The 23,740-nt window shown below is 64.7% G+C and carries 21 protein-coding genes; 15 read left to right on the top strand and 6 right to left on the bottom strand.

What is annotated here, in order from left to right; all coding sequences use genetic code 11:
• The first annotated feature begins 122 nt into the window (after positions 1-122).
• From BVH01_RS04205 to BVH01_RS04195, 3 genes are all read left to right on the top strand, one after another.
• The gene (locus BVH01_RS04205; RefSeq protein ID WP_075929094.1) at positions 123-1,220 is read left to right on the top strand and encodes a TRAP transporter substrate-binding protein; all 1,098 of its coding nucleotides are present in this window, start codon (positions 123-125) and stop codon (positions 1,218-1,220) included.
• A 183-nt stretch (positions 1,221-1,403) separates the two neighbouring features.
• A complete protein-coding gene (locus tag BVH01_RS04200; RefSeq protein ID WP_075929093.1) occupies positions 1,404-2,261 on the top strand; it encodes a Tim44 domain-containing protein in 858 nt (285 codons plus the stop codon).
• A gap of 271 nt (positions 2,262-2,532) precedes the next feature.
• Positions 2,533-2,940: an SMI1/KNR4 family protein gene (locus BVH01_RS04195; RefSeq protein ID WP_075929092.1), complete on the top strand. Its 408-nt coding sequence runs from the start codon at positions 2,533-2,535 to the stop codon at positions 2,938-2,940.
• Between the two features lie 125 nt (positions 2,941-3,065).
• On the opposite strand, the gene BVH01_RS04190 is transcribed toward BVH01_RS04195, so the two are convergent.
• Both BVH01_RS04190 and BVH01_RS04185 read right to left on the bottom strand, forming a co-directional pair.
• Positions 3,066-4,829 carry a cation:proton antiporter gene (locus tag BVH01_RS04190; RefSeq protein WP_075929091.1) on the bottom strand — a complete coding sequence of 588 codons (1,764 nt, stop codon included), beginning with the start codon at positions 4,827-4,829 and terminating at the stop codon, positions 3,066-3,068.
• Between the two features lie 280 nt (positions 4,830-5,109).
• Positions 5,110-5,847: a tetratricopeptide repeat protein gene (locus tag BVH01_RS04185; protein ID WP_075929090.1), complete on the bottom strand. Its 738-nt coding sequence runs from the start codon at positions 5,845-5,847 to the stop codon at positions 5,110-5,112.
• Positions 5,848-5,997: 150 nt separating this feature from the next.
• Between BVH01_RS04185 and BVH01_RS04180 the strand changes: the two genes are divergently transcribed.
• From BVH01_RS04180 to BVH01_RS04155, 6 genes are all read left to right on the top strand, one after another.
• Positions 5,998-6,480, top strand: a complete 483-nt coding sequence (locus tag BVH01_RS04180; RefSeq protein ID WP_075929089.1) for an acyl-CoA thioesterase — start codon at positions 5,998-6,000, stop codon at positions 6,478-6,480.
• A gap of 185 nt (positions 6,481-6,665) precedes the next feature.
• Positions 6,666-8,390, top strand: coding sequence for a YbaL family putative K(+) efflux transporter (ybaL, locus tag BVH01_RS04175; RefSeq protein WP_075929088.1), 1,725 nt, complete (start codon positions 6,666-6,668; stop codon positions 8,388-8,390).
• 89 nt (positions 8,391-8,479) lie between these two features.
• On the top strand, positions 8,480-8,914 hold the full coding sequence (locus BVH01_RS04170) for a DUF3301 domain-containing protein (RefSeq protein WP_075929087.1): 435 nt from the start codon (positions 8,480-8,482) through the stop codon (positions 8,912-8,914).
• A 53-nt stretch (positions 8,915-8,967) separates the two neighbouring features.
• Entirely contained in the window at positions 8,968-10,734 is a 1,767-nt protein-coding gene (locus tag BVH01_RS04165) for an ATP-binding protein (protein WP_075929086.1), read from the top strand.
• Positions 10,731-12,080: a sigma-54 dependent transcriptional regulator gene (locus BVH01_RS04160; protein ID WP_075929085.1), complete on the top strand. Its 1,350-nt coding sequence runs from the start codon at positions 10,731-10,733 to the stop codon at positions 12,078-12,080. The genes BVH01_RS04165 and BVH01_RS04160 overlap by 4 nt, the downstream gene beginning before the upstream one ends.
• A 185-nt stretch (positions 12,081-12,265) precedes the next feature.
• Entirely contained in the window at positions 12,266-13,570 is a 1,305-nt protein-coding gene (locus BVH01_RS04155) for an MFS transporter (RefSeq protein WP_075929084.1), read from the top strand.
• 281 nt (positions 13,571-13,851) lie between these two features.
• On the opposite strand, the gene BVH01_RS04150 is transcribed toward BVH01_RS04155, so the two are convergent.
• Complete coding sequence (locus tag BVH01_RS04150; RefSeq protein ID WP_075929083.1) at positions 13,852-14,805, bottom strand: GTP-binding protein; 954 nt, start codon at positions 14,803-14,805, stop codon at positions 13,852-13,854.
• Between the two features lie 98 nt (positions 14,806-14,903).
• Between BVH01_RS04150 and BVH01_RS04145 the strand changes: the two genes are divergently transcribed.
• Positions 14,904-15,257, top strand: a complete 354-nt coding sequence (locus BVH01_RS04145) for an NADH:ubiquinone oxidoreductase (protein ID WP_075929082.1) — start codon at positions 14,904-14,906, stop codon at positions 15,255-15,257.
• A gap of 264 nt (positions 15,258-15,521) precedes the next feature.
• Here the strand turns inward: BVH01_RS04145 and BVH01_RS04140 are convergent, their stop codons facing one another.
• From BVH01_RS04140 to dksA, 3 genes are read right to left on the bottom strand one after another with little or no spacing between them, the layout of a single operon-like run.
• Positions 15,522-16,166 (bottom strand): DUF1826 domain-containing protein, encoded by a 645-nt coding sequence (locus BVH01_RS04140; RefSeq protein WP_075929081.1) that lies wholly within the window; start codon positions 16,164-16,166, stop codon positions 15,522-15,524.
• Positions 16,166-17,368: a zinc metallochaperone GTPase ZigA gene (gene zigA, locus BVH01_RS04135; RefSeq protein WP_075929080.1), complete on the bottom strand. Its 1,203-nt coding sequence runs from the start codon at positions 17,366-17,368 to the stop codon at positions 16,166-16,168. Before zigA ends, BVH01_RS04140 begins: the two co-directional genes overlap by 1 nt.
• Positions 17,369-17,394: 26 nt before the next feature.
• Positions 17,395-17,799 carry an RNA polymerase-binding protein DksA gene (gene dksA / locus BVH01_RS04130; RefSeq protein ID WP_075929079.1) on the bottom strand — a complete coding sequence of 135 codons (405 nt, stop codon included), beginning with the start codon at positions 17,797-17,799 and terminating at the stop codon, positions 17,395-17,397.
• A gap of 79 nt (positions 17,800-17,878) precedes the next feature.
• Between dksA and folE2 the strand changes: the two genes are divergently transcribed.
• From folE2 to BVH01_RS04100, 5 genes are all read left to right on the top strand, one after another.
• A complete protein-coding gene (gene folE2 / locus BVH01_RS04125) occupies positions 17,879-18,772 on the top strand; it encodes a GTP cyclohydrolase FolE2 (RefSeq protein ID WP_075929078.1) in 894 nt (297 codons plus the stop codon).
• Positions 18,773-18,885: 113 nt separating this feature from the next.
• On the top strand, positions 18,886-19,959 hold the full coding sequence (locus tag BVH01_RS24905; RefSeq protein WP_083659421.1) for a proline racemase family protein: 1,074 nt from the start codon (positions 18,886-18,888) through the stop codon (positions 19,957-19,959).
• Positions 19,956-21,071, top strand: coding sequence for an FAD-binding oxidoreductase (locus tag BVH01_RS04110; protein ID WP_075929077.1), 1,116 nt, complete (start codon positions 19,956-19,958; stop codon positions 21,069-21,071). The genes BVH01_RS24905 and BVH01_RS04110 overlap by 4 nt, the downstream gene beginning before the upstream one ends.
• Complete coding sequence (locus tag BVH01_RS04105; protein ID WP_075929076.1) at positions 21,064-21,300, top strand: (2Fe-2S)-binding protein; 237 nt, start codon at positions 21,064-21,066, stop codon at positions 21,298-21,300. The genes BVH01_RS04110 and BVH01_RS04105 overlap by 8 nt, the downstream gene beginning before the upstream one ends.
• Positions 21,297-22,556 carry an FAD/NAD(P)-binding oxidoreductase gene (locus tag BVH01_RS04100; RefSeq protein ID WP_075929075.1) on the top strand — a complete coding sequence of 420 codons (1,260 nt, stop codon included), beginning with the start codon at positions 21,297-21,299 and terminating at the stop codon, positions 22,554-22,556. The genes BVH01_RS04105 and BVH01_RS04100 overlap by 4 nt, the downstream gene beginning before the upstream one ends.
• Positions 22,557-23,740 lie beyond the last annotated feature (1,184 nt).

The following is a 23,740-nucleotide window of genomic DNA, read 5'->3' as shown; positions in this document are numbered from 1 at the left end:
CCTCGCCTGATTTCGCCTTGCAGTGCTCTAGCTCGCAAGCCTTTGAGAAGACTCCCTGAAATCTTGGCGCGAATCTTTTAATAAAAAACGGGCACGCTGCTCGACACTCAAGGGAGAACACCATGAACCGCCGCAATCTGTTCGGCGCCGCGATGGCGCTGTTCGCTGCCATCGGCCTGGCCGGCTGCAAGGAAGAAACACCCGCCGGGCAAGGCAGCGCCGCCGCTGCCAAAGCCGAAACCTTCCACTGGAAGATGGTCACCTCCTGGCCGAAGAACTACCCGGGCCTGGGTACTGGCGCCGAACGTCTGGCCGAACGCATCAATGCCATGAGCGCTGGGCGCCTGACCGTCAAGGTCTACGCCGCCGGCGAGCTGGTTCCCGCCCTGGAAGTGTTCGACGCGGTGTCCCGCGGCACCGCCGAGATGGGCCATGGCACGCCGTACTACTGGAAAGGCAAGGTGCCGGCGGCGCAGTTCTTCTCCTCGGTGCCGTTCGGCCTGTCGACCCTGGAAATGAACGCCTGGCTGAGCAAGGGCGGTGGCCAGGCCCTGTGGGACGAAACCTACGCGCCCTACGGCGTGAAGCCCCTGTCGGCGGGTAACACCACCATGCAGATGGGCGGCTGGTACAACAAGGAAATCAATTCGCTGGACGACATCAAGGGCCTGAAGATCCGCATGCCGGGCCTGGGTGGCGAGGTGTGGACCAAACTCGGCGCGATCACCGTCAACCTGCCTGGCGGCGAAATCTTCACCGCACTGCAGACCCACGTGATCGATGCCACCGACTGGGTCAGCCCTTACAACGACCTGGCCTTTGGTCTGCATAAAGCGGCCAAGTACTACTACTTCCCGGGCTGGCAGGAGCCACAGGCGGTGGTCGAGTCGATGGTCAACCAGAAAGCCTTCGACAGCTTGCCGGCCGACCTGCAGGCCATCGTCGTCGAAGCCGCCCGCGCCGCGACCCTGGACATGATGGACGACTACGTCTTCCACAACGCCAAGTCCCTGGCGCAGTTGAAGGAACAGGGCGTTACGATCAAGCGCTTCCCCGACGAAGTACTGGCGGCAATGAAGCGCGAGTCGCAGACCGTACTCGAAGACCTGGCTGGCCAGAACGAGCTCAACGGCCGCATCTGGAAATCGATGAAAACGTTCCAGGACGAAGCCACGCCGGTGGGCGAAGTGACCGAGAAGGAACTGTACAACTGGCGCTGAGGTGTCAGCGGATGTGCAGTGAAACGGAGCCTGCGGGTTCCGTTTCACCTCCCATTTTCATTGACCTGGCGTAGCGCGAACCGTTTCGCTGGGCAAAAGCTCGAAACATTCTGTTGCTGGTCATGCCCACCTGCCACGGGCAAGATGTCTAACAGTGTTTCAATAACCGAGAGAAAACCGATAATGCAGCGTTTCCTCAGCATCGCCTTGGTAATCTGCCTGGGCCTGTCCTTCAGCCTGACTGCCGACGCCAAGCGTATGGGCGGCGGCAAATCCTTTGGCGCCGCGCCGAGCCACCAGACCCGTCAGGCCACGCCGCCATCCCAACCTAATGCCAATGCCGCTGCCCCGGGCCGCACGCCTGCTGCCGCCAGCGGTGCTTCGCGTTGGCTCGGCCCGCTGGCCGGCCTGGCCGCCGGTGGCCTGCTGGCCTCCATGTTCATGGGTGACGGCTTCGAAGGCCTGCAGATCATGGATATGCTGATTTTCGGCCTGATCGCCTTCCTGCTGTTCCGCTTCCTGGCCGCACGTCGCCAGAAGCAGCAGCCGAACGTCGCCGCTGCCGGTGGTGCTCCGTTCCAGCGTGAGGCCCATGGCCAGCCGCAGCCGGCTCAGCCGTCGATCTTCGGTGGCAGCAGCACCGCGGCGATCAAACCGGTGATCAACGCACCTGCCTGGTTCAACGAGGAAAACTTCGTCAACGCCGGTCGCGAGCACTTCCTGAGCCTGCAGCAGCACTGGGACGCGAACGAGATGGACAAGATCGCCGAGTTCGTGACCCCGCAACTGCTGGAGTTCCTCAAGCGCGAGCGGGCCGACCTGGGTGACGGCTTCCAGTCCACCTATATCGACAACCTCGACGTGCAGCTGGACGGTGTCGACGACCACGCCGACAAGACCATCGCCACCCTGACTTTCAGCGGTGTTTCGAAGACTTCGCGCTTCGACCAGGGCGAAGCCTTCAGCGAAAGCTGGCGCCTGGAGCGTGCCGTTGGCGAGAACCAGCCTTGGCTGGTCGCCGGTATCCGCCAGAACGGCTGATTCCAACACGCACTGAAAGAACCCGGGCTTGCCCGGGTTTCTTTTTTGCGGCGCTTTTGTGGAACCTCCAGGCGCCCGGCTGACTCAATGCGCTGCGAGCGCAGTTACAAGCCCATATGGCCTTTTGCCCCTGGCTGCTTGTGACGGCCTTCCATTCAGCGTAAAAAGCTGCGTTATCGAGGAGCAGCAGTGCAGCTGCGGCCAGCAGGCCTGCGTCTGCGTCGTGCGCTCCGGAATCTGATGAGAATCGCCAGACTCAGGTGGAGCCGCCGTGGAAGAAGTCATCGAACAACTGCGTGAATTGAACGAGCCGGTGCCGGTACCGCTGGAGCTGCCCGAGGAAGAACTGCTGGTGGAGATCGAGGAGCAGATCCTCATCAACCTGCCCTTCGAGCTGCGCGAGTTCCTGCTCAAGGTCAGCGACGTGGTGTACGGCCGCCTGGAGCCGGTCACCGTGACCGACCCACAATCGCACACCTATCTGCCCGAAGTGGCTTCGGTCGCATGGTCCCTGGGCGTACCACGCGAGCTGGTACCGATCTGTGAAGACCAGGGCAACTACTACTGCGTCGAACAGGATGGCACCGTCCTGCTCTGGGACGGCGAGGAAGAAGACCTCACCGACGAAAGCTGGGATTCGGTGTGGCACTGGGTGCGGGAAGTCTGGCTGGAGGAGTAATGCCGGTCAGCCTTGTAGCCCGGTGAGCACAGCGATACCCGGGCGATGCTGTCCTGGGTATCGCTTCGCTCAACAGCAGGCTACGACCAATACGACAAGGGCGCCTTCTGGCGCCCTTGTCGTTTTCAGTGATGCCCCGGTGTGTCGGGCTTGTCGAGGGTTTCGAACAAGGCGATCTGCAGGCGCGTGTGCACGCGGATGAACCACCGCCACAGCACGGCGACCACGCCAGCCGCGACCACGCCGACCAGCAGCAGCATGTCGTTGGACGGCAGGATGCTCGATGACAGCGCGGTGAGCAGCACCATGATGCCGACCAGCGACAGCAGCGGAATCACCTCGGAAATTACCTTGCGCACCCGCGCCGTGTGGCGGCCGGCCTTCTCCTGGCGCACGCCCATTTCGGCGAGCAGCATGGAAAGTGCCTTGATCTTGCGGTAAGCAGCGATCAGGCATGGCAGCGAGAGAATCAGCGCGGCGCCCCAGATCACCGCCTTGCGCAGGTTTTCCTGGTCGATCCACTCGGCCAGCCAGGTACCGATCTGCGCGGCGAAGAAGGCGATACCCAGGAAGATCGCCACCACGAAGGCCAGGTTGACCAGCACCTGCAGAACGATCTTGCGGATCATGCCGGCCAGCACCGCGCCCTGCCCCTGCGGCTGGATGCTGCGCAGCCACTCACCGTACAGCGAGAACACTCGCGACACGCGCTGCGGCATCACGTTGCCAAGGCTCACCGCCAGCGGATCGGCGGCGCGGATAAGGTAGGGCGTGGTGAGGGTTGTGATCACCGACACGGCCACCGCCACCGGGTACAGGAAGTCGCTGGTCACCTGCAGGGTCATGCCCAGGGTGGCGATGATGAACGAGAACTCGCCGATCTGCGACAGGCCCATGCCGACCCGCAGGGAGGTGCGCCCGTCATTGCCGGCGATGAACGAGCCGACGCTGCACGACAGCACCTTGCCGACGATCACCGCCACGGTGATCACCGCGATCGGCCAGGCGTATTCGATCAGCACGTTGGGGTCGAGCAGCAGGCCGATGGCAACGAAGAAGATTGCGCTGAACATGTCACGTACCGGCTCGATCAGGCGCTCGATCTGCAGCAGTTGGCGCGACTCGGCCATGATCGCACCGATCAGGAAGGCGCCCAGTACCATGCTGTATTCCAGCTTGACCACCAGCAGGCAGAAGCCGAAGCACATGCCCAGCACCGCCACCAGGAGCATCTCGTTGCTTTCGAACTTGGCCACGTAGGCCAGGATGCGCGGCACCAGGATGATGCCGATGACCAGTGCGACGATCATGAACAGCGACAGCTTGCCGACGGTGGCGAACACTTCACCGGTCTCCACCGTGCCGCTCAGGGCGATACCGGACAGCAGCGCGATGATGCCGATGCCGAGGATGTCCTCGACGATCAGTACGCCAAAGATCAGTTGGGCGAAGCGCTCGTTCTTCATCTTCAGGTCGCTGAGCGCCTTGATGATGATGGTGGTCGAGGAAATCGCCAGGATCGCGCCGAGGAACAGCGAGTCCATGGTGCTCCAGCCGAAATAGCGGCCGATCTCGAAACCGATCCAGATCATCAGGATGATTTCCAGGAACGCGGCGATGAACGCCGTGGCACCGACGTTGAACAGCTTGCGCAGGCTGAACTCCAGCCCCAGGCAGAACATCAGGAAGATCACCCCTAGCTCGGCCAGGGTGCGGATGGTCTCTTCATCGTGGATCAGGCCGAACGGCGGCGTATGCGGGCCGATCAGGAAACCGGCGAGGATGTAGCCAAGTACCACCGGTTGCTTGAAGCGGTGGAACAGCACGGTAACCACGCCGGCTACCAGCATGATCACCGCTAGATCCTGGATGAAGCTGATGGCATGCATGAGGAAACGGCTCCTTGTTTTGGGCAGGCACGAACGCGCTCGGGCGGTTGCTCGATGGCGCATTGGGGCCTGCTGGAATGGGGAAGATCAGCCCATTTGCTGGGCCACATTGACCGCAGGTTAACATTCGCGCCCGACGCGTCGCGGCGCGGAAATATTCAGAAATATTTGCCGCAAACCACGAGGTGGTGCGCGTTACAGCGGTATCCGGAAAAGACGCTGGGCATCCCTTCGAGGTCACCTGCCAGAGGCAGACACAACGTGCATGCCACGCAAGCGATCAGCGCATCGGCTCTTGTGCCTCGGCACTGACCTTCAGGTAGCTGCCGGCCACGCTGATACCCGCACCACCATACTCCTGGCAGCGCTGGTCGATGACTTCCAGCACCTGGATATCCAGTCCCTCGTGCAGCAGCTCGACGGCACAGCCGCTGGGCAGATTGGCCGATGCCAACTGAAAGTAGGCTTTCTCGCCCTGCAGCGCGCCCTGCAGGTTGCCAATGGCCGCCGGGCCATACTCCTCCACCTTCAAGCCCGCACGCAGGGGCGAAAAAATCGCCTGAAAGCTGCCATCCGGCTGGCGGCTGATGTCCAGGCTGCTCCATACCGCCGCGCCGGCATAGCGCAGATAGCGGCCTTCGATGCTCTCGCCCAGGGCCTGGTAGTCCACGGCGCTGGCCACCGAGCGCAGGTTGTTGCGCGTGGCGGTGCCCTGCATGCCATCGGCCAGGGCGACGTTCAGCCAGGCGCGTGCCTGGCCGGGCTGCTTGAGGCGCAGGCTGGTCACCACCAGGTTGTTCAACGCCAGTTCACGGGCCGCGAGGCTGTCCGAACCCTGCTGCTCGGCACGCCGCAGCTGCCGTTCGAAGGCTTCGGCGGCATCGTCGTAGCGACCTGCCTGATAGGCGGCGGTGCCGGCTGCGTTGCACAGGCTGACGCTGTCGCAAGGCTGGGGGGCGGCCTGGGCAATGCCGGCGAACAGTGGCAGCAGGGCCAGGCAGATAACGGAGCGCGTCATGGGATCGTCCTAATGATTGAGAGACTATGGCTCTAGGAGTGAAATGCCGGTACATACGTTGCAGCAATCGACCGCATAGACACAATCGACCAGCCGAAGCCGCGCAGACGGCCGACAATCACGCCCCGTCCACCTGATGAGCGAGACCTTATGGAACCCGGCAACGCGCAACTGACGATGACCGTCCTGATGACCCCGGACATGGCCAACTTTTCCGGCAATGTACACGGCGGCACCCTGCTCAAGTACCTTGACGAAGTGGCCTACGCCTGCGCCAGCCGTTATGCCGGGCGCTACGTGGTCACCCTGTCGGTGGACCAGGTGACCTTTCGCGAGCCGGTGCACGTCGGTGAGCTGGTGACCTTCCTGGCCTCGGTCAACTACACGGGCCGCACCTCCATGGAGGTGGGCATCAAGGTGATCACCGAAAACATCCGCGAACGTTCGGTGCGCCACACCAACAGTTGCTTCTTCACCATGGTGGCAGTCGACGAAAACGGCAAATCCACCGAAGTGCCGCCTCGTCAACCGGAGAGCGCAGAGGAGCGCCGACGTTTCGAGCAGGGCCGTCAACGCCGGGAGATCCGCCAGGAATTGGAAAACCGTTACCGCGCGCTCAAAGGCGACGCGTGACGCGGCTTACAGCATCGACGGGGCTAGGTGACACATTTTGTATAAAGACCTTTTAGTTATAAGTAATAATTTAATATAAAATATCGGTCTTTATGGTCGGGCAATCCGACCCTGGCCGTTACGCTGTTCTGCGCGGTATCCGCTGCCGCGCAGGCATGCCAGGCCCTCTTCACCAAGGAGACCGCATGCCGCATCACACACCCTTGATTGCGACGATCGCTGCCGGCTTCGTGCTGGCCTACCTGTTCGGCAGCCTGGCCAACCGCCTGCGCCTGTCGCCACTGGTAGGCTACCTGCTGGCTGGCGTGATCGTCGGCCCCTTCACTCCCGGCTTCGTTGCCGACAAGGAGCTGTCCCACGAAATCTCCGAGATCGGCGTGATCCTGCTGATGTTCGGCGTGGGCCTGCACTTCTCCCTCAAAGACCTGATGTCGGTCAAACACATCGCCATTCCCGGCGCCGTGGTGCAGATCGCCGTCGCCACGTTGATGGGCATGGGCCTGTCCTGGGCGATGGGCTGGGGCTGGGGAGCCGGCCTGGTGTTCGGCCTGGCGCTGTCGGTGGCCAGTACCGTGGTGCTGCTGCGCGCCCTGGAAGAGCGCCAGCTGATCGACACCCGCCGCGGCAAGATCGCCGTCGGCTGGCTGATCGTCGAGGACCTGGTGATGGTCCTGGCCCTGGTGCTCCTGCCGGCGCTGTCCGGCGTGCTCGGCGGCATTCCCCAGGGCGACGGCTCCAGCAGCATCGGCATGCAGTTGCTGATCACCCTCGGCAAGGTCAGCGCCTTCGTGGTGCTGATGATCGTGGTCGGCCGCCGGGTCATTCCCTGGCTGCTGGAGCGCAGCGCCGGCACCGGTTCGCGCGAGCTGTTCACCCTCGCCGTGCTGGCCATCGCCATGGGCATCGCCTACGGCTCGGCGCAGCTGTTCGGCGTGTCCTTCGCCCTCGGCGCGTTCTTCGCCGGGATGATCCTCAACGAGTCGGAGTACAGCCACAAGGCTGCCGAAGATTCGCTGCCGCTGCGCGACGCCTTCGCGGTGCTGTTCTTCGTTTCGGTGGGCATGCTGTTCAACCCGGCGATCCTGCTCGAGCAGCCGCTGCTGGTAATCGGCACCTTCCTGGTCATCGTGCTCGGCAAGTCGCTGGCGGCGATGCTCATCGTGCTGGCCTTCCGCAAACCGCTGAGCACCGCGCTGACCATCTCGGTGAGCCTGGCGCAGATCGGCGAATTCTCGTTCATCCTCATCGGCCTGGGCATCGGCCTGAATCTGGTACCGGAAGCGGCGCGTGACCTGGTGCTGGCCGGCGCGATCCTGTCGATCCTCTGCAACCCGCTGCTGTTTCTGGTCATCGACCGCCTGCAGCCGTGGCTGGACCGCCGCGAGAACACCACGCCGGCCGACCAGGTCACCGTGGAGCCGGACGAAGATCACGACCTGCACCCGATCACCGAGACCGGCCACGCCATCCTCATCGGCCATGGCCGGGTGGGCAGCCGCATCAGCCGGCGCCTGCGCGAGGAAGGCGTGCCGCTGGTGATCATCGACGACAACCGCACCCGCGCTCAGGAACTGCGCGAGGAAGGTTTCAGCGTAGTACTCGGCAACGCCGCCAGCACTCACGTGCTGGAGCTGGCCAACGTCACGTCGGCGCGCTGGCTGATGATCGCCATACCCAACAGCCTGGAAGCCGGGCAGATCGCCATTCACGGCCGCCAGGCCAACGCCGATCTGGACATCATTGCCCGCGCTCACTTCGATGACGAAGTCGACTATCTGCAGACCCACGAAGCCGATCTGGTGGTGATGGGCGAGCGGGAAATCGCCCGGGTGATGTTCGAGCGTCTCGGCCTGCAGGCGCCCGCGCCGGTTTCCCCGCTGCCGGTCATCCCGCCCGGCCTGGCGAGCTGACGCCCAGGCAGCCCGGCACCCGATTCACGTCGGCAACTGTCACCGTGGATCGGGTAAGCTGGGCGCTCCTCGTCACGAGTTCGCCTGCCATGCTGACCCTCGGCAACCTGTTCATTCTGATGCTGCTCGCGGCCGGCGCCGCCTGGCTGTGGCACGGCCACGGCATTCGCGAACGCGCGCTGATCAGGGTCAAGCAGCACTGCGCCAAGCTGGATATCGAACTGCTCGATGGCAACGTGGCCTTCCAGCGCTTCGCCATCGTCCGTGATGGCAGCGGCAATCGCCGCTTCGCGCGGGTCTACGGCTTCGAATTCACGGTAACGGGCGAACAGCGCCATGCCGGGCGCATCGTCATGTTCGGAGCCCACGTGGGCACCATCGAGCTTGACCCCTACCCGTTTCGTGAGCCGCCAGAGGCCTTGCCACCGGTAGTCGAAGCGACGCCGGCACCAGCGCCGCGCAAGACCGGCCAGGTGATCGAACTGCAACAATGGCGCCGCGATCACCCCGCTTCGCGCGACTGATTGGCCTGGCCCCTGTGCTATCGTCGGCCGCCCACCTTCCTGGCTGACCCGCATTGACGTCCTCCCGCCCCCTGCGCATCGCACTGCTGACCGCCCTGTTGCTGGCCGGCCTGTGCCTGAGTGCCTACCTGGCCGAACGCCAGGCCGAGCGCCAGCGTCTGCAGGAGGCCGGGCAACAGGCGCAGGAACAACTAGCGGCCTACGCCGGCACACTGCAGACGCTGATCGACCGCTACCGCGCCCTACCCGCCGTGCTGGCGCTCGACCCGGAACTCGTCGAAGCGCTGCAAAGCCCGCTCACCGCGGTGCTGCAACACCGTCTGAACATCAAGCTGGAGGCCATCAATGCCGCGGCGCACTCCTCCACGCTGCAGGTGATGAACGCCGACGGCCTGGGCGTTGCGGCCAGCAACTGGCGCCTGCCGACCAGCTACGTCGGCCATGACTACAGCTTTCGCCCCTACTTCAGCGAAGCCCGTGAGCACGACACCGGGCGTTTCTACGCCGTGGGCGTGACCAGCGGCATTCCCGGCTATTTCCTCTCCCACGCGGTGCGCGATGCCCGCGGAAGGTTCCTCGGCACCGTGGTGGTCAAGCTGGAGTTTCCCGGCATCGAGCAGGCCTGGAGCCAGAGCCCCCACGTACTGCTGGTCAGTGATCGCCAGGGCATCACCTTCATCGCCAACCGCCCGGCTTGGCGCTACCGCGAGCTGCAGCCGATTGCCGCGCCGGTGCGCGAGACCCTCGCCGCCACCCGCCAGTACGACAAGAAACCGCTGGCACCACTGAGTTATCGACAGCGCCAGGCCCTGGGCGATGATGGTCGCCTGGTGCGCATCGTCAACCGCGAACTGGCCGGCGATTACCTGTGGGAAACCCGCGAACTGGCCAGCGAGGGCTGGACCCTGCACCTGCTACGCGATACCCGCAGCCTCGCCGGCAGCAGCTACACCGCGGCCCTGGCCGCAGGCGGTACCTGGCTGGCGCTGTTCCTGCTGGGCCTGGTGCTGCACCAGCGCTGGCGCATCGCCCGCCTGCGCCAGCGTACCGCCGATGAGCTACAGGCCCTGGTCGAACAGCGTACCGCGGCGCTGCGTACCGCCCAGGACGGCCTGGTCCAGGCGGCCAAGCTGGCGGCGCTGGGGCAGATGTCGGCGGCGCTGGCCCATGAGATCAACCAGCCGCTCACCGCCCTGCAGGTGCATCTCGGCACCCTGCGCATGATCCTGGCCGATGGCGAACTGGAAGAAGCGCGCCAATCGCTGGTGCGCCATGAGGAACTGCTGCAGCGTATGGCCGCCCTGGCCGGCCACCTGAAAACCTACGCCCGCAAAAGCCCCGGTGGCCTGCGCGAAACCCTGGAACTGGGCGCCGTGCTCGACAAGGCCCTGCAGTTGCTGGAGCCGCGCCTACGAGACGTTGCGGTGCAAATCCAGCGCACGCCCGAGCAGCCGGCCTGGGTCGCCGGTGATGCCATCCGCCTGGAGCAGGTGCTGGTCAACCTGATCCGTAATGCGCTGGATGCCATGCAGGACTGCCCGGCGCCGCACCTAGGCCTGGAACTCGCGCTCGATGGCGATCACTGGCTGCTGCATGTCGACGACTCCGGCAGCGGTATCGCCGCCGAGGCCCTGCCGCAGTTGTTCGATCCTTTCTTCACCACCAAACCGGTGGGCGACGGCCTGGGCCTCGGCCTGGCGGTTTCCTACGCCATCGTCCGTGAACTGGACGGCCACCTGCAGGCCGACAACCGTCCTGAGGGCGGCGCGCGGTTCACCCTGCGCCTGCCCGTCGCCACTGCCCCACAGGAGCTGCCATGAAACCCAGTGTGATATTCGTCGACGACGAGGCACCGATCCGCGACGCCGTGCGCCAGTGGCTGGAGCGTTCAGGCTTTGAGGTGCACCTGTGCGCCAGCGGACGCGAGTGCCTGGAGCGACTGCCCGAGGATTACCCCGGCGTGGTGGTCAGCGACCTGCGTATGCCGGGCATGGACGGCATGGCGCTGCTCGAACAGGTGCAGGCCCGCGACCCCGAATTGCCATTCCTGCTGGTCTCGGCCCACGGCGACGTGCCCCAGGCCGTGGAAGCCATGCGCCTGGGCGCCTATGACTTCATCGAGAAGCCGTTCACCCCGGAACGCCTGCTCGGCAGCCTGCGCCGCGCCCTGGAGAAACGCCAGCTGACCCGCGAGAACCACCAGTTGCGCCAGCAGGTCGAGCACAAGGACGAACTGGCCGGGCGCCTGCTCGGCTCGTCCGCCACCATGGTACAGCTACGCCGCCAAGTGCTGGAGCTGGCGCAAACGCCGGCCAACGTGCTGATGCGCGGTGAGACCGGTAGCGGCAAGGAGCTGGTCGCTCGCTGCCTGCACGACTTCGGCCCGCGCGCCAAGGGCCCCTTCGTGGCGCTTAACTGTGCGGCCATCCCGGAAAACCTGTTCGAAAGCGAGCTGTTCGGCCACGAAAGCGGCGCCTTTACCGGCGCTCAGGGCAAGCGCATTGGCAAGATCGAGCACGCCAACGGCGGCACCCTGTTTCTCGACGAAATCGAAAGCATGCCCCTGGGCCAGCAGGTCAAGTTGCTGCGCGTACTCCAGGAGCGCCAGCTGGAGCGGCTCGGCTCCAACCAGGTGATCAGCCTCGATTTGCGGGTGGTCACCGCCACCAAGCCGGACCTGCACGAGCGCGTGCGCGAGGGCAGCTTTCGCCAGGACCTGCTCTACCGACTCAACGTCGCCGAGCTGCAACTGCCGGCGCTGCGCGAGCATCGCGAGGACGTGCCGCTGCTGTTCGAGTACCACGCCCGGCAGATCGCCGAGCGCTTCGAGCGACCGCTGCCGCCGGTCACCCCGGCATTGCTCGCTCAGTTGCTGGCCCACGACTGGCCGGGCAACGTGCGCGAGCTGGTCAATGCTGCCGAACGCCACGTACTGGCGCTGCCCGCGTCGGCTAGCCAATCGGCCACTGTGGATAACTCCCTTAGTGCACGCATGGAAGCCTTCGAGGCGCAATGCCTGCGCGAGGCCCTGGCCAGTTGCCACGGCGACATGAAGCAGGTGACGGAACTGCTGCAGCTGCCGCGCCGTACCTTGAACGAAAAGATGCAGCGCCACGGCCTGCTACGCACCGACTTTCTCGACAGCGAGCAGCAACCTGCCAGCTGAGCCGCACCTGGCAGTTTTCCGCTAGCACTCGAGTTGCACTGGCGGATTCCCGCTAGCAAAACCTCCGTCGATCTCGCCGAAAGGCCCGTACCACGGGCCTTTCGCACCCTGGCACAGCCCCTGCAATAGGCCCTGCCAGCGCCGTCTCCGGCGTACAAGAATAATGACGAGATCGAGGTTCCCCGATGGAAAGCACCAGCACGCTGTCTGCCTCTGCGCCCACGCGCACCACATCCCAACGCGTCAAATCGATTTTCAGCGGTTCGGTCGGCAACCTGGTCGAGTGGTACGACTGGTACGTCTACGCCGCCTTCTCCCTGTACTTCGCCAAGGCCTTCTTCCCGCAAGGCGACCTGACTGCCCAGTTGCTCAATACCGCCGCGATCTTCGCCGTGGGCTTCCTGATGCGCCCGATCGGCGGCTGGCTGATGGGCATCTACGCCGACCGCAAGGGCCGCAAGGCCGCGCTGCTGGCCTCGGTGCTGCTGATGTGCTTCGGCTCGCTGATCATCGCCCTGACGCCCAGCTATGAAACCATCGGCGTCGCCGCACCAGTCTTGCTGGTAGTCGCACGTTTGCTGCAGGGCCTGTCGGTCGGTGGCGAATACGGCACCTCGGCCACCTACCTCTCGGAGATGGCCACCAAGGAGCGCCGCGGCTTCTTCTCCAGCTTCCAGTACGTGACGCTGATCTCCGGCCAGCTCATCGCCCTGGCGGTGCTGATCATCCTGCAGCAGACCCTGACCGTCGAACAGCTGGAAACCTGGGGCTGGCGCGTACCATTCGTGATCGGTGCGCTGTGCGCGGTAGTGGCCATGTACCTGCGTCGCGGCATGGAAGAAACCGACTCGTTCAAGAAGACCGAGGCGCCGAAGGAAAACATCATGCGCACCCTGCTGCGCCATCCTAAGGAGCTGCTCACCGTGGTCGGCCTGACCATGGGCGGCACCCTGGCCTTCTACACCTACACCACTTACATGCAGAAGTACCTGGTCAACACCGTGGGCATGAGCAAGAACGACTCGACCATGATTTCGGCCGCCACGCTGTTCCTGTTCATGCTGCTGCAACCACTGGTCGGTGCGCTTTCCGACAAGATCGGCCGTCGCCCGATCCTGATCGCCTTCGGCGTACTGGGCACGCTGTTCACCTACCCGATCCTGACTACCCTGCACACGGTGCAGAGCTGGTGGGGTGCGTTCTTCCTGATCATGGCGGCGCTGATCATCGTCAGCGGCTACACCTCGATCAACGCGGTGGTAAAGGCCGAGCTGTTCCCCACCGAGATCCGCGCCTTGGGCGTCGGCCTGCCGTACGCGCTGACCGTGTCGATCTTCGGCGGCACCGCCGAGTACGTGGCGCTGTGGTTCAAGAGCGTGGGCATGGAGAGTGGCTTCTACTGGTACGTGACTGGCTGCATCGCCTGCTCGCTGCTGGTGTACATCACCATGAAGGACACCCGCACCCACTCGCGGATCACCACGGACTAAGCCTGCCAGGCCGGGCGCCCTGGGCGGCGCCCTTCTAGAACCTGTTGACGATCTATCGGCTCGGCATCAGCGCTTTGGCTGCAAAGCGGCGGGAGCGGCCGTTATCCGATCCATTGTGGGAGCCGCGACCTCGCGGCGAATCGCTCAGGCACCGCCGAAATAGGCAGTCAGGCTGCAATCGTTTCGCCCCGAGGTCGGGGCTCCCACAGGTTGGTTTGAGTGTCTGCTCCTGCCTTGTAGCAGACTCTTTATGCCGCCTAAAAAAGATCGTCAACAGATCCTTAGAGCCGGCAGGCTGCCATGCTGGTCTGTAGCGCCGCTTCGTTCTGAGGGCCGGCGAAGATCAACTCCAGCCGCGAGTCCTTGCGCCACTCGCTGTTCTGCCAATGCAGCGCCTGGCCTTTCAGGGCATTGGCCGACAGCCAGCCGGCATTGGTTTGCAGCACCAGCTTGGCGCGCCGCCAGGGCAACGTCGCCAGCCATTGCTGGATGGCCAGCAGGTCGAAGCGCTGGCTAGAGTGCCAGCGCCAGCCGATGCTCCAGCCTTCGGGCTGACTCTGGATCAGGCAAATCGGCTCATCCGCGCTACGCCAAACCATAGACGGTGGGAGTGGTCCATCGGGCAACGCGTCGCCCGGACTCGCCGCGCGTGCTTCGGCCTGGGGCAGCCCCTCGAACGGCAGGCGGCCCTGGCTGGTCCAGTACGGTACCAGCGGCAGCTCGGCTTCCAAACGCACACGGCTGGCAGCGTCCAGCCCCTCGCTCTTGTTCAGCACCAGCAGTCGGGCATGGGGAAATGCCTCACGCTGGCTTTCAGACAGCGGCTCACCGGCGGCCAATGCTGCGGCGTCGAGCACCATCACCAAGGGTTGCACGGCCAGCACGCCTTCCCAGGGCACCTGGCCAAGCTGTTCGAGCAAGCTCAGCGGATGACCGAGCCCGGACGGTTCGATGAACAGCCGATCCGGTTTGGCCTTGCGCAGCAGCCGGCCCAGGCCGACCTGGAACGGCACACCGTTGACGCAGCACAGGCAGCCACCGGCCACCTCGCTGAAACTCAGGCCATCTTCGTCGCGGGCCAGCAGGGCGGCGTCCAGGCCGATCTGTCCGAACTCGTTGATCAGCACCGCCCAGCGCGCATGGGCAGGGCGCTGCGCCAGCAGCTGACGGATCAGGCTGGTCTTGCCGGCGCCCAATGGGCCGGCGATCAGGTGGGTGGGGATCTGGTTCATCATGGCGCTATGGTGAAGGCTCCGCGCCCCTGGGAAAAGCCCGGCTTGCGCTGATCGAGCAGCCCACCTAAAGTCGCCGCATCTCTGATGGAGTCGTTACGATGCGCCGTTTGCTGCCCCTGCTGTTGTGTGGTTTGTCCGGTCTGGCCTGGGGCGAAGCCTGCGTGGTGCACAGCCAGGCCGAACGGCTGGACGTGAAGGTCTGCCAGCAGAACCGCAGCATCCCGCCGAACCTGTTCCGCACCGGTTTCTGCCAGCCGCAGCTCAAGGGCCAGAAGGTCGACGTCAGCTTCGTCGAGCAATGCCCGGTCGGCGCCTTCGGTGTGTGCCGCAATGCCCGTGTCGGCGGCACGCCGTATCAGCAGGACATCCACTACTACGGCGTCGCTGAAGACGCCGCGTACCTCAAACCCTTTTGCGAAAGCCAAAGCAAGGGAGTGTGGATGGCCTACTAAGAGCCTGTTCACAATCTTTCAAACCCAGGTTCGCCGATTTTGGAAGCCAAGCGGCAGGGCGGTCATCGGTGCAATATCTATGGGAGCGGCGCACGGCTGCCATTGCCTTGTAGCTGCCGCTCCATGCGCAGACAGATCGTGAACAGCTTCTAAGCCGTCATTCAATCGTCATCTCCATCGGTGTTAATACAGTCTCTCTTGGCTACCGGACAGGCCCGGTGGCGATGTTGCTGCGCCCAGGCGCAGCATTTTTTTGTCCTCGATTCAGGCCAGCCAGTCCAATGTCAGCAGCAGACGACGCTCACCGGCCGGCAAGGCCGGCGAGCGATGGATCAGCCCGCGCCCTTCGTTGCCTACCCAGCGCTCACCTTTGACCAGCGCCACATGGCCACAACCGATCTGCTCGATCATTGCGTTCTCCTTGGGCAACGCCTGCGTGCCGCCCAACAGCTGACGCGGCAGGTCGCCTTCGGCCAGCCACTGGCTACCGGGGCCGGCGTAGCTGGTGATCAGCCGGAGCGGCACATGGTCGACGTGAAAGCGCGGGCACATGGCGCCATCCAACGCGCGCAGGCGCAGGCCGATACGGCGCGCATCGAGCAGGCAGGCATAGGCACGTACCAGCCAGGCGACGTCCGCCAGAAACGCCGCTTGGCCGGGCAGGTCGCTGTAGCCGCCGAGCAGCCCATGCAGCACCGGCTCGGCCTCCGGATCGGCCAGCTCGATGCTCAGCGATTCGGCCAGCGGCTCGCCCTGAGCCAGCAAGCTGCTGGCGAATGTGGCCAGATGCTCGGGCAACTGACGCTGCCAGACTGCCAGGTTGACCTCATCGCGCAGGGCCTCGCCCAACACGTCGATGCGCTCGCTGCTGACCTGCAGCGGCGCCGGCTTGATCTTCAGTGCCAGCATCAGGCGGCCTCCTGCCAAGGGCCGAACGGGTCGGGCAGGCGCAGCCAGTTCTCGGTACCGGCGGCCATTTCCGCATCGCTGAGCAGGCAGTCGTCCAATTCGGCGTGCAGTTGGGCGAAGTCGATGTGCTGGCCGATGAACACCAGTTCCTGACGGCAATCACCGCTGGCCTTGTCCCACTGGCGGATGATGCCCTTGAGCGCGTCATCGTCCTGGGGCCACTGGCTCTTCGGCACGAAGCGCCACCAGCGCCCGGCGAGGCCATGGCGCATCAGGCCGCCGGCCTGGGACCAACTGCCCGCCTCCTGATACTTGCTGGCCAGCCAGAAGAAACCCTTGGAGCGCAGCAGCCGGCCATTGGTCCATTCACGGCTGAGGAAATCGAAGAATCGCTGCGGGTGGAACGGCCTCCGCGCCCGGTAGGCGCTGGACGCGATGCCGTATTCCTCGGTCTCCGGCATGTGCTCGCCACGTAACTCCTTGAGCCAGCCGGGCGACTCGGCGGCGCGCTCGAAGTCGAACAGGCCGGTGTTGAGAATGGCCTCCAGCGGTACCGCGCCCATGCTCATCGGCACGATCCTGGCGCGGGTGTTGAGGCCGCGCAGGATGGCAGTCAGTTCTTCGCGCTCGGCCTGGCTGATCAGGTCGATCTTGCTGATCAGCAGTACGTCGGCGAATTCGATCTGCTCGATCAGCAGGTCGGTGATCGAGCGCTCGTCTTCCTCGCCCAGGGTTTCACCGCGGCTGGCCAGGCTCTGCGCGGCCTGGAAGTCGGGCAAGAAATTCACCCCGTCGACCACCGTGACCAGCGTATCAAGGCGCGCCAGATCGGCGAGGCTCTGGCCCTGCTCGTCGCGAAAGGTAAAGGTCTCGGCCACCGGCAGCGGTTCGGAAATGCCGGTGGACTCGATCAGCAGATAGTCGAAGCGACCGTCGCGGGCCAGCTTGCTGACCTCCTCGAGCAGGTCTTCGCGCAGGGTGCAGCAGATGCAGCCATTGCTCATCTCGACCAGCTTCTCTTCCGCGCGGTTTAGGCTGACGCCCTTCTGCACCTCGCTGCCGTCGATGTTGATTTCACTCATGTCGTTGACGATCACCGCAACGCGCAGGCCGTCGCGGTTCTTCAGCACATGGTTGAGCAGAGTGCTCTTGCCGGCTCCGAGAAAGCCGGAAAGCACGGTAACGGGAAGGCGGTCGGGCATGGCGGGGTCCTCATCGGCATCAGGGTTCACAGGTCACGTTGGTGGCGTTCGCGCTGTTCTTCGCGCTCTTTCGCCTCGATACACAGGGTGGCGGTAGGCCGCAGCAGCAGGCGCCGCAGGCCGATCGGCTCGCCGGTCTCCCGGCACCAGCCGTACTCGCCTCGAGCCAGGCGTTCGAGGGCCTGGTCGATCTTGTCGAGCAGCTTCTTTTCCCGCTCCAGCAGGCGCAGTTGCCACTGGCGCTGTTCTTCGCGGCTGGCGATATCGGCCTCGTCGGCGGGGCGTTCCTGCTCCCGCAGCTCGCCGAACTCTTCGTCGATGCGCTGTTGCAACTCCTCGCGCTGGCGGATCAGCAGGTCACGGAAGAACGCCTGCTGAGCGTCGTTCAGGTAGGCCTCGGCAGGCAGGGCCAGCAATTCATCGGCAGTCATGATGGGCTCGAACTCGATTCAATTGTTATAACATAACATTAAACCAAGTATTGTCATGCCGAACATTCAGAGGAAGCCGATGAACAGCTCGACCACCCTGCCCGATATCGCCGCACAACGCAGTGCTCACCCAACCCCGCCGCTGGACTGGGTGGGCATGCGCGGCATCGCCCTGCCAGTGCGACTGGGCGAGCATCCGATCAACGCCCGGATAGACGCGGGCGTCAGCCTGGACGATGGCCAGACGCGCGGCATCCACATGTCGCGTCTTTATCTGGCTCTGGCCGCGTTGCAGGACGAACCGCTGTCGCCCGCTCTGTTGCGCCGGGTACTAGAGGATTTTCTGGGCACTCACCACGGGCTTTCGCAATGCGCATACCTGAAGTTGCGTGGCGACTGGCTGATCCCCCGTCCGGCGCTGATCAGCGCACTGGCCGGCTACAAGGCCTACCCGCTGACCCTCGACGCCCGCCTCGACCCGGCGGGTTTCCACCTGGAGCTGGGTCTGCAGGTGGCCTATTCATCGACCTGCCCCTGCTCGGCCGCCCTCGCCCGGCAGTTGATCCAGCAACGCTTTAGCGATGACTTTGCCGATCGCCCGCTGGATTTCGACGCCCTGCACGCCTGGCTGGGCAGCACCGGCATCGTCGCCACGCCCCACAGCCAGCGCAGCGATGCACATATTCGTGTGCGCCTGGCCGACGAAACCGACGCGCTGCCCTTTATGACGCTGCTCGACGGCGCCGAAGCCGCCCTGGGTACCGCCGTGCAGACCGCCGTCAAACGCGCCGATGAACAGGCCTTCGCGTTGGCCAACGGCCAGAACCTGATGTTCTGCGAAGACGCCGCTCGCCGCCTGCACCAGGCGTTACTGGCGATGCCGGACATCGCCGCCTTCCATATCCAGGTGACCCACGCCGAAAGCCTGCACGCCCATGATGCGGTGGCGCGCGTTAGCCACGGCTGGTGCTGAGGCCCGCCTGCGCTATGCCGATTTCGTCATCGCGCCGATGCAAATCCCTCAAGCCGCGCGTCTCGCCCGGCGTCACCCTGTGAGCCTACGAAGGGCATACAGGCGCAGCGTCCATGAAACGCATCGAGGTAATCGATTCCCACACCGGCGGCGAGCCGACACGGCTGGTGATCAGCGGTTTCCCCGACCTGGGCACAGGCAGCATGGCCGAGCGCAAGCAGCGCCTGGCCACCGAGCATGACCACTGGCGTACTGCGGCGGTGCTCGAGCCGCGTGGCAGCGATGTGCTGGTCGGCGCACTGCTCTGTGAACCCGTCGATCCCGATGCCTGTGCCGGGGTGATCTTCTTCAACAACACCGGCTACCTCGGAATGTGCGGCCACGGCACCATCGGCCTGGTGGCGTCGCTGGGCCACATGGGCCGCATCGGCCCCGGCGTGCACCGAATCGAAACGCCGGTGGGCACCGTGGAGGCGACCCTGCACGAGGATCGCTCGGTGAGCGTGCGCAACGTGCCGTCCTACCGCTATCGCCAGGGCGTCGAGCTACAGGTGCCGGGCTACGGCCTGGTGCAGGGCGACATTGCCTGGGGCGGTAACTGGTTCTTCCTGATCGCCGAGCACGGCCAGCGTATTGCCGGTGACAACGTCGAAGCCCTGACCGCCTACACCTTCGCCGTGCAGAAGGCCCTGGAAGACCAGGGCATTCGCGGCGAGGACGGCGGCCTGATCGACCATATCGAGCTGTTTGCGGAAAATGAACAGCCGGAAGGCTCGCAGCCAAGCGTCGCGAGCGAAGAGGAGGCAAGGCGGGAGCTGGCGAAAAAGCGCAGTTTACTGGCTGTAAATGAGCATTTTTCGCCTGCTCCCAACGCCGCATCATCGAGCGCAGCAGCTTCGCTGCGAGCCGACAGCCGTAATTTCGTGCTTTGCCCCGGCAAAGCCTACGACCGCTCGCCCTGCGGCACCGGCACCAGCGCCAAGCTGGCCTGTCTGGCCGCCGACGGCAAGTTGCAGCCTGGCCAGACCTGGCGCCAGGCCAGCGTGATCGGCAGCCTGTTCGTGGGCACTTACCAGTGGCAGGGCGACAAGGTGATTCCGACCATCCGCGGGCGCGCTCATATCAGCGCCGAAGCCACCCTGCTGCTCGACCCGGAAGACCCCTTCGCCTGGGGCATTCGCCCATGAACCCGACGCGGGTCGCCGATGTGATCGTCATCGGCGCCGGCATCATCGGCGCCGCCTGCGCCCGCGAACTGGCCCGCCGTGGCCAGCAGGTGCTGTTGATCGACGCCGGCCTGCATGGCGCCACCGCCGCCGGCATGGGCCACCTGCTGGTACTCGATGATAACCAGGCCGAACTCGATATCAGCCGCTACTCGGTGCGCCGCTGGCGCGAGCTGGGCCCGCAACTGCCGGACGACTGCGCCTACCGCAACAACGGCACGCTGTGGCTGGCCGCCAACGAGCAGGAACTGGCGGCGGCCGAGGCCAAGTGCGTCAACCTGCGCGAAGAAGGCATCCACTGCGAAATGGTAACGGGCCATGCGCTGCAGGCGATGGAACCGATCCTGCGCGACGGCTTGCATGGCGCCCTACGCCTGCCGGACGACGGCATTCTCTACGCACCAAACACCGCACGTTGGATGCTCGATGCCCCCGGCATTAAAGAACGGCGCGCCAAGGCCACGGAGCTCGACGGCAACCGCGTGCGACTCGACGACGGCAGTTGGCTGATTGCCGATGCCGTGGTGCTCGCCAACGGTACTCAAGCCGTGGAACTGTGCCCGGAGCTGCCCATCGCGGCGAAGAAAGGCCATCTGCTGATCACCGATCGCTACCCGCATCCGGTCACCCACACCATCACCGAGCTGAGCTACCTGAGCAGCGTGCACAACACCACTGGCGCCTCGGTGGCCTGCAATATCCAGCCGCGACCGACCGGCCAGCTGTTCATCGGTACCTCGCGGCAGTTCGATAATCTGGATCCCGAAGTGGATGGCTGGCTGCTGGCGCGCATGCTCAAACATGCCGCGAGCTATGCGCCCGGCCTGGCTCAGCTCAATGGCATTCGTGCGTGGGCGGGCTTTCGTGCAGCCACGCCGGACGGCATGCCGCTGATCGGCCAGCACCCCGCACAGCCAGGCCTGTGGCTGGCGGTCGGCCATGAGGGGCTAGGTGTTACCGCCGCCCCGGCGACGGCCGATCTGCTCGCTGCGCTGATGGGGGGCGAGGCCGAACCCATCCCGGCGGCCGCTTATCTGCCCGAACGCTACCTCGGAGCACGTGCCCATGCCTGACTTGCACCTGGACGGCCGGCCACTCAGCGTACCGTCGGGCACCACGGTCGCTGCCGCCCTGGCACTGAGCGGCGACGGCAGCACGCGCACCTCGCTGAGCGGTGATCGCCGAGCGCCCTTGTGCGGCATGGGCGTGTGCCAGGAATGCCGGGTGACCATCGACGGCCTGCGCCGCCTGGCCTGCCAGACCCTGTGTCGCGACGGAATGCAGGTGGAGACCCGGCCATGAACCAGAGCACCGATGTGCTGATCATCGGCGCTGGCCCGGCCGGTCTGTCGGCGGCCCTGGCTGCGGCCAGCGACGGCGCCCAGGTGGTGCTGGTCGACGACAACCCACTGCCCGGCGGGCAGATCTGGCGTGATGGCGCGCAGGCCAAGGTGCCGGCTCAGGCGCGGCTGTTGCGTGAAGCTGTGGATAACCACGCTGCCATCCAGCGCCATGCTGCCACGCGCGTGGTGGCCAGGGCGGGGAGCGACGGCCTGCTGGTCGAGGATGCCGAGCGCGGCTGGGTGATCGGCTATCACCGGCTGATTCTCTGCACCGGTGCGCGCGAACTGTTACTGCCCTTTCCCGGCTGGACGCTGCCCGGTGTTACCGGAGCAGGCGGCCTGCAGGCACTGATCAAGGGCGGGCTGCCGGTAACAGGCGAGCGCATCGTGATCGCCGGCAGCGGCCCGCTGTTGCTGGCCAGTGCCAGCACCGCGAAACAGGCTGGCGCCAAGGTGCTGCGCATCGCCGAGCAGGCCGCCGCAGGATCGGTCGCCGGCTTCGCCCTGCAACTGCCGCACTGGCCGCACAAATGGCTGCAGGCCTTCGGCCTGTTCGACCGTGGCTACCGGCCCGGCACGCGGGTGACCACCGTGCTGGGCAGGGATCGCCTGGAAGGCGTGCGCCTGCAGCGCGGCGCTCGGGTCGAGGAACTGGAGTGCGATCGCCTGGCCTGCGGCTTCGGGCTGATCGCCAATACCGGGCTGGGCCAGGCCTTCGGCTGCGCGCTAGCCAACGACGCCATCGCCGTGGATACCTGGCAGGCGACCAGCATGGTAGGCATCCATGCCGCCGGCGAATGCACCGGCTTCGGGGGCAGCGAGCTGGCGCTGGTGGAAGGGCGTATCGCCGGGCATGCGGCGGCCGGCAACCGCGAGGCCGCCCAACGGCTGTGGCCAGCACGCGCCCGCTGGCAGCGTTTCGCCGATGCGCTGCACCGGTACTTCGCCCTTGACCCGGCGCTCAAGAACCTTGCCAATGCGGACACCCTGCTGTGTCGCTGCGAAGACGTGCTCTACGCTGCCGTAGCCGGCCATGGCAGCTGGCGTGAGGCGAAACTGGCAACGCGCTGTGGAATGGGAGCCTGTCAGGGCCGGATATGCGGTGCGGCCACGCGCTATCTGTTCGATTGGCAGCCAGCGGCGCCCCGCCCGCCCTTCAGCCCAGCGCGAATCGACACGCTGATGAAGCTGGAAACGCCATCCCAGAGCGGTTGAGATGGGAATAAATCCCATTCTTCACTACCTATTGGGCTGCACACATCAAACGGTAACAAAGCGGGTAGTGCGGTAACGCTTTTGTGCTCCAAAACACATCAGGGAAAACGCTGAAAATTCTAAGCCGTTGATAAATATAGATATTCTAAAATTGGCACAGGTTATGCTCTATGTCTCGCACAACAAAAATAACAAGACACATCTGATAACAAGAACAAGACAACGGCTCTAGCATAAGAAAGACAAAAACGCAGAGACGCAGCTAACTGATTTCTTTGGAGAGGACCGCCATCGGGCTTGTACCGCAACCGGGTCGAGAACAATAAAACTGCTTTGTAAGGCAGCGACAGACGGGTTGGATCTCAGGATCACGGCAACATCAGCGTCCAAACAAATCCGTTCGCTCTTGGCCTCGCTTGGAGGCCTCGGCTAAAACAAGAACAAAAGGCCGGTAGCACTAATAAGAACGATGATTCGAACAAGATTTGGGGGAGCCTCGGCTCCCCCTTCTGCTTTCTGGCGTTCAGCTTTTCCCCCACCTCCATGGCTACGGCCAGCTCCTTCTTTTCGAACGCCTCCGGCGTCAATCCGTAGCCCTGACGCGGCCCCAGCGGATAACGCATGCGCCCTGCGAAAGCGTGTTTGCCCTCGATCGACTGCCGTGACGACAATTCTGTCGGATGGCCACAATAGATTCGCCCCGAGTCGGGGCACCTACGTGTCTGATGATCTCTCGCGATCCGGCGGGAGCCGTGACCTCGCGGCGAATAGCGGCCGTGACGCAGATTCTGTCGTATGGCCACAATCGCTTCGCCCCGGGTCGGGGCTCCTACGGGCCCGATGATCTCTCGCGATCCTGTGGGAGCCGTGACCTCGCGGCGAATAGCGGCCGTGACGCAGATTCTGTCGGATGGCCACAATCGCTTCGCCCCGGGTCGGGGCTCCTACGGGCCCGATGATCTCTCGCGATCCGGTGGGAGCCGTGACCTCGCGGCGAATGGTGCTCACGACGCCGCTTTTGCGGGATGGCCACAATCGCTTCGCCCCGGGTCGGGACTCCTACGGGCCCGATGATCTCTCGCGATCCTGTGGGAGCCGTGACCTCGCGGCGAATAGCGGCCGTGACGCAGATTCTGTCGTATGGCCACAATCGCTTCGCCCCGGGTCGGGGCTCCTACGGGCCC

The organism is Pseudomonas sp. PA1(2017), from assembly GCF_001945375.1.
Lineage (GTDB): Bacteria > Pseudomonadota > Gammaproteobacteria > Pseudomonadales > Pseudomonadaceae > Aquipseudomonas.
The sequence above is the reverse complement of the archived record's forward strand: the minus strand, read 5'-3'. Positions and strand labels throughout refer to the sequence as shown.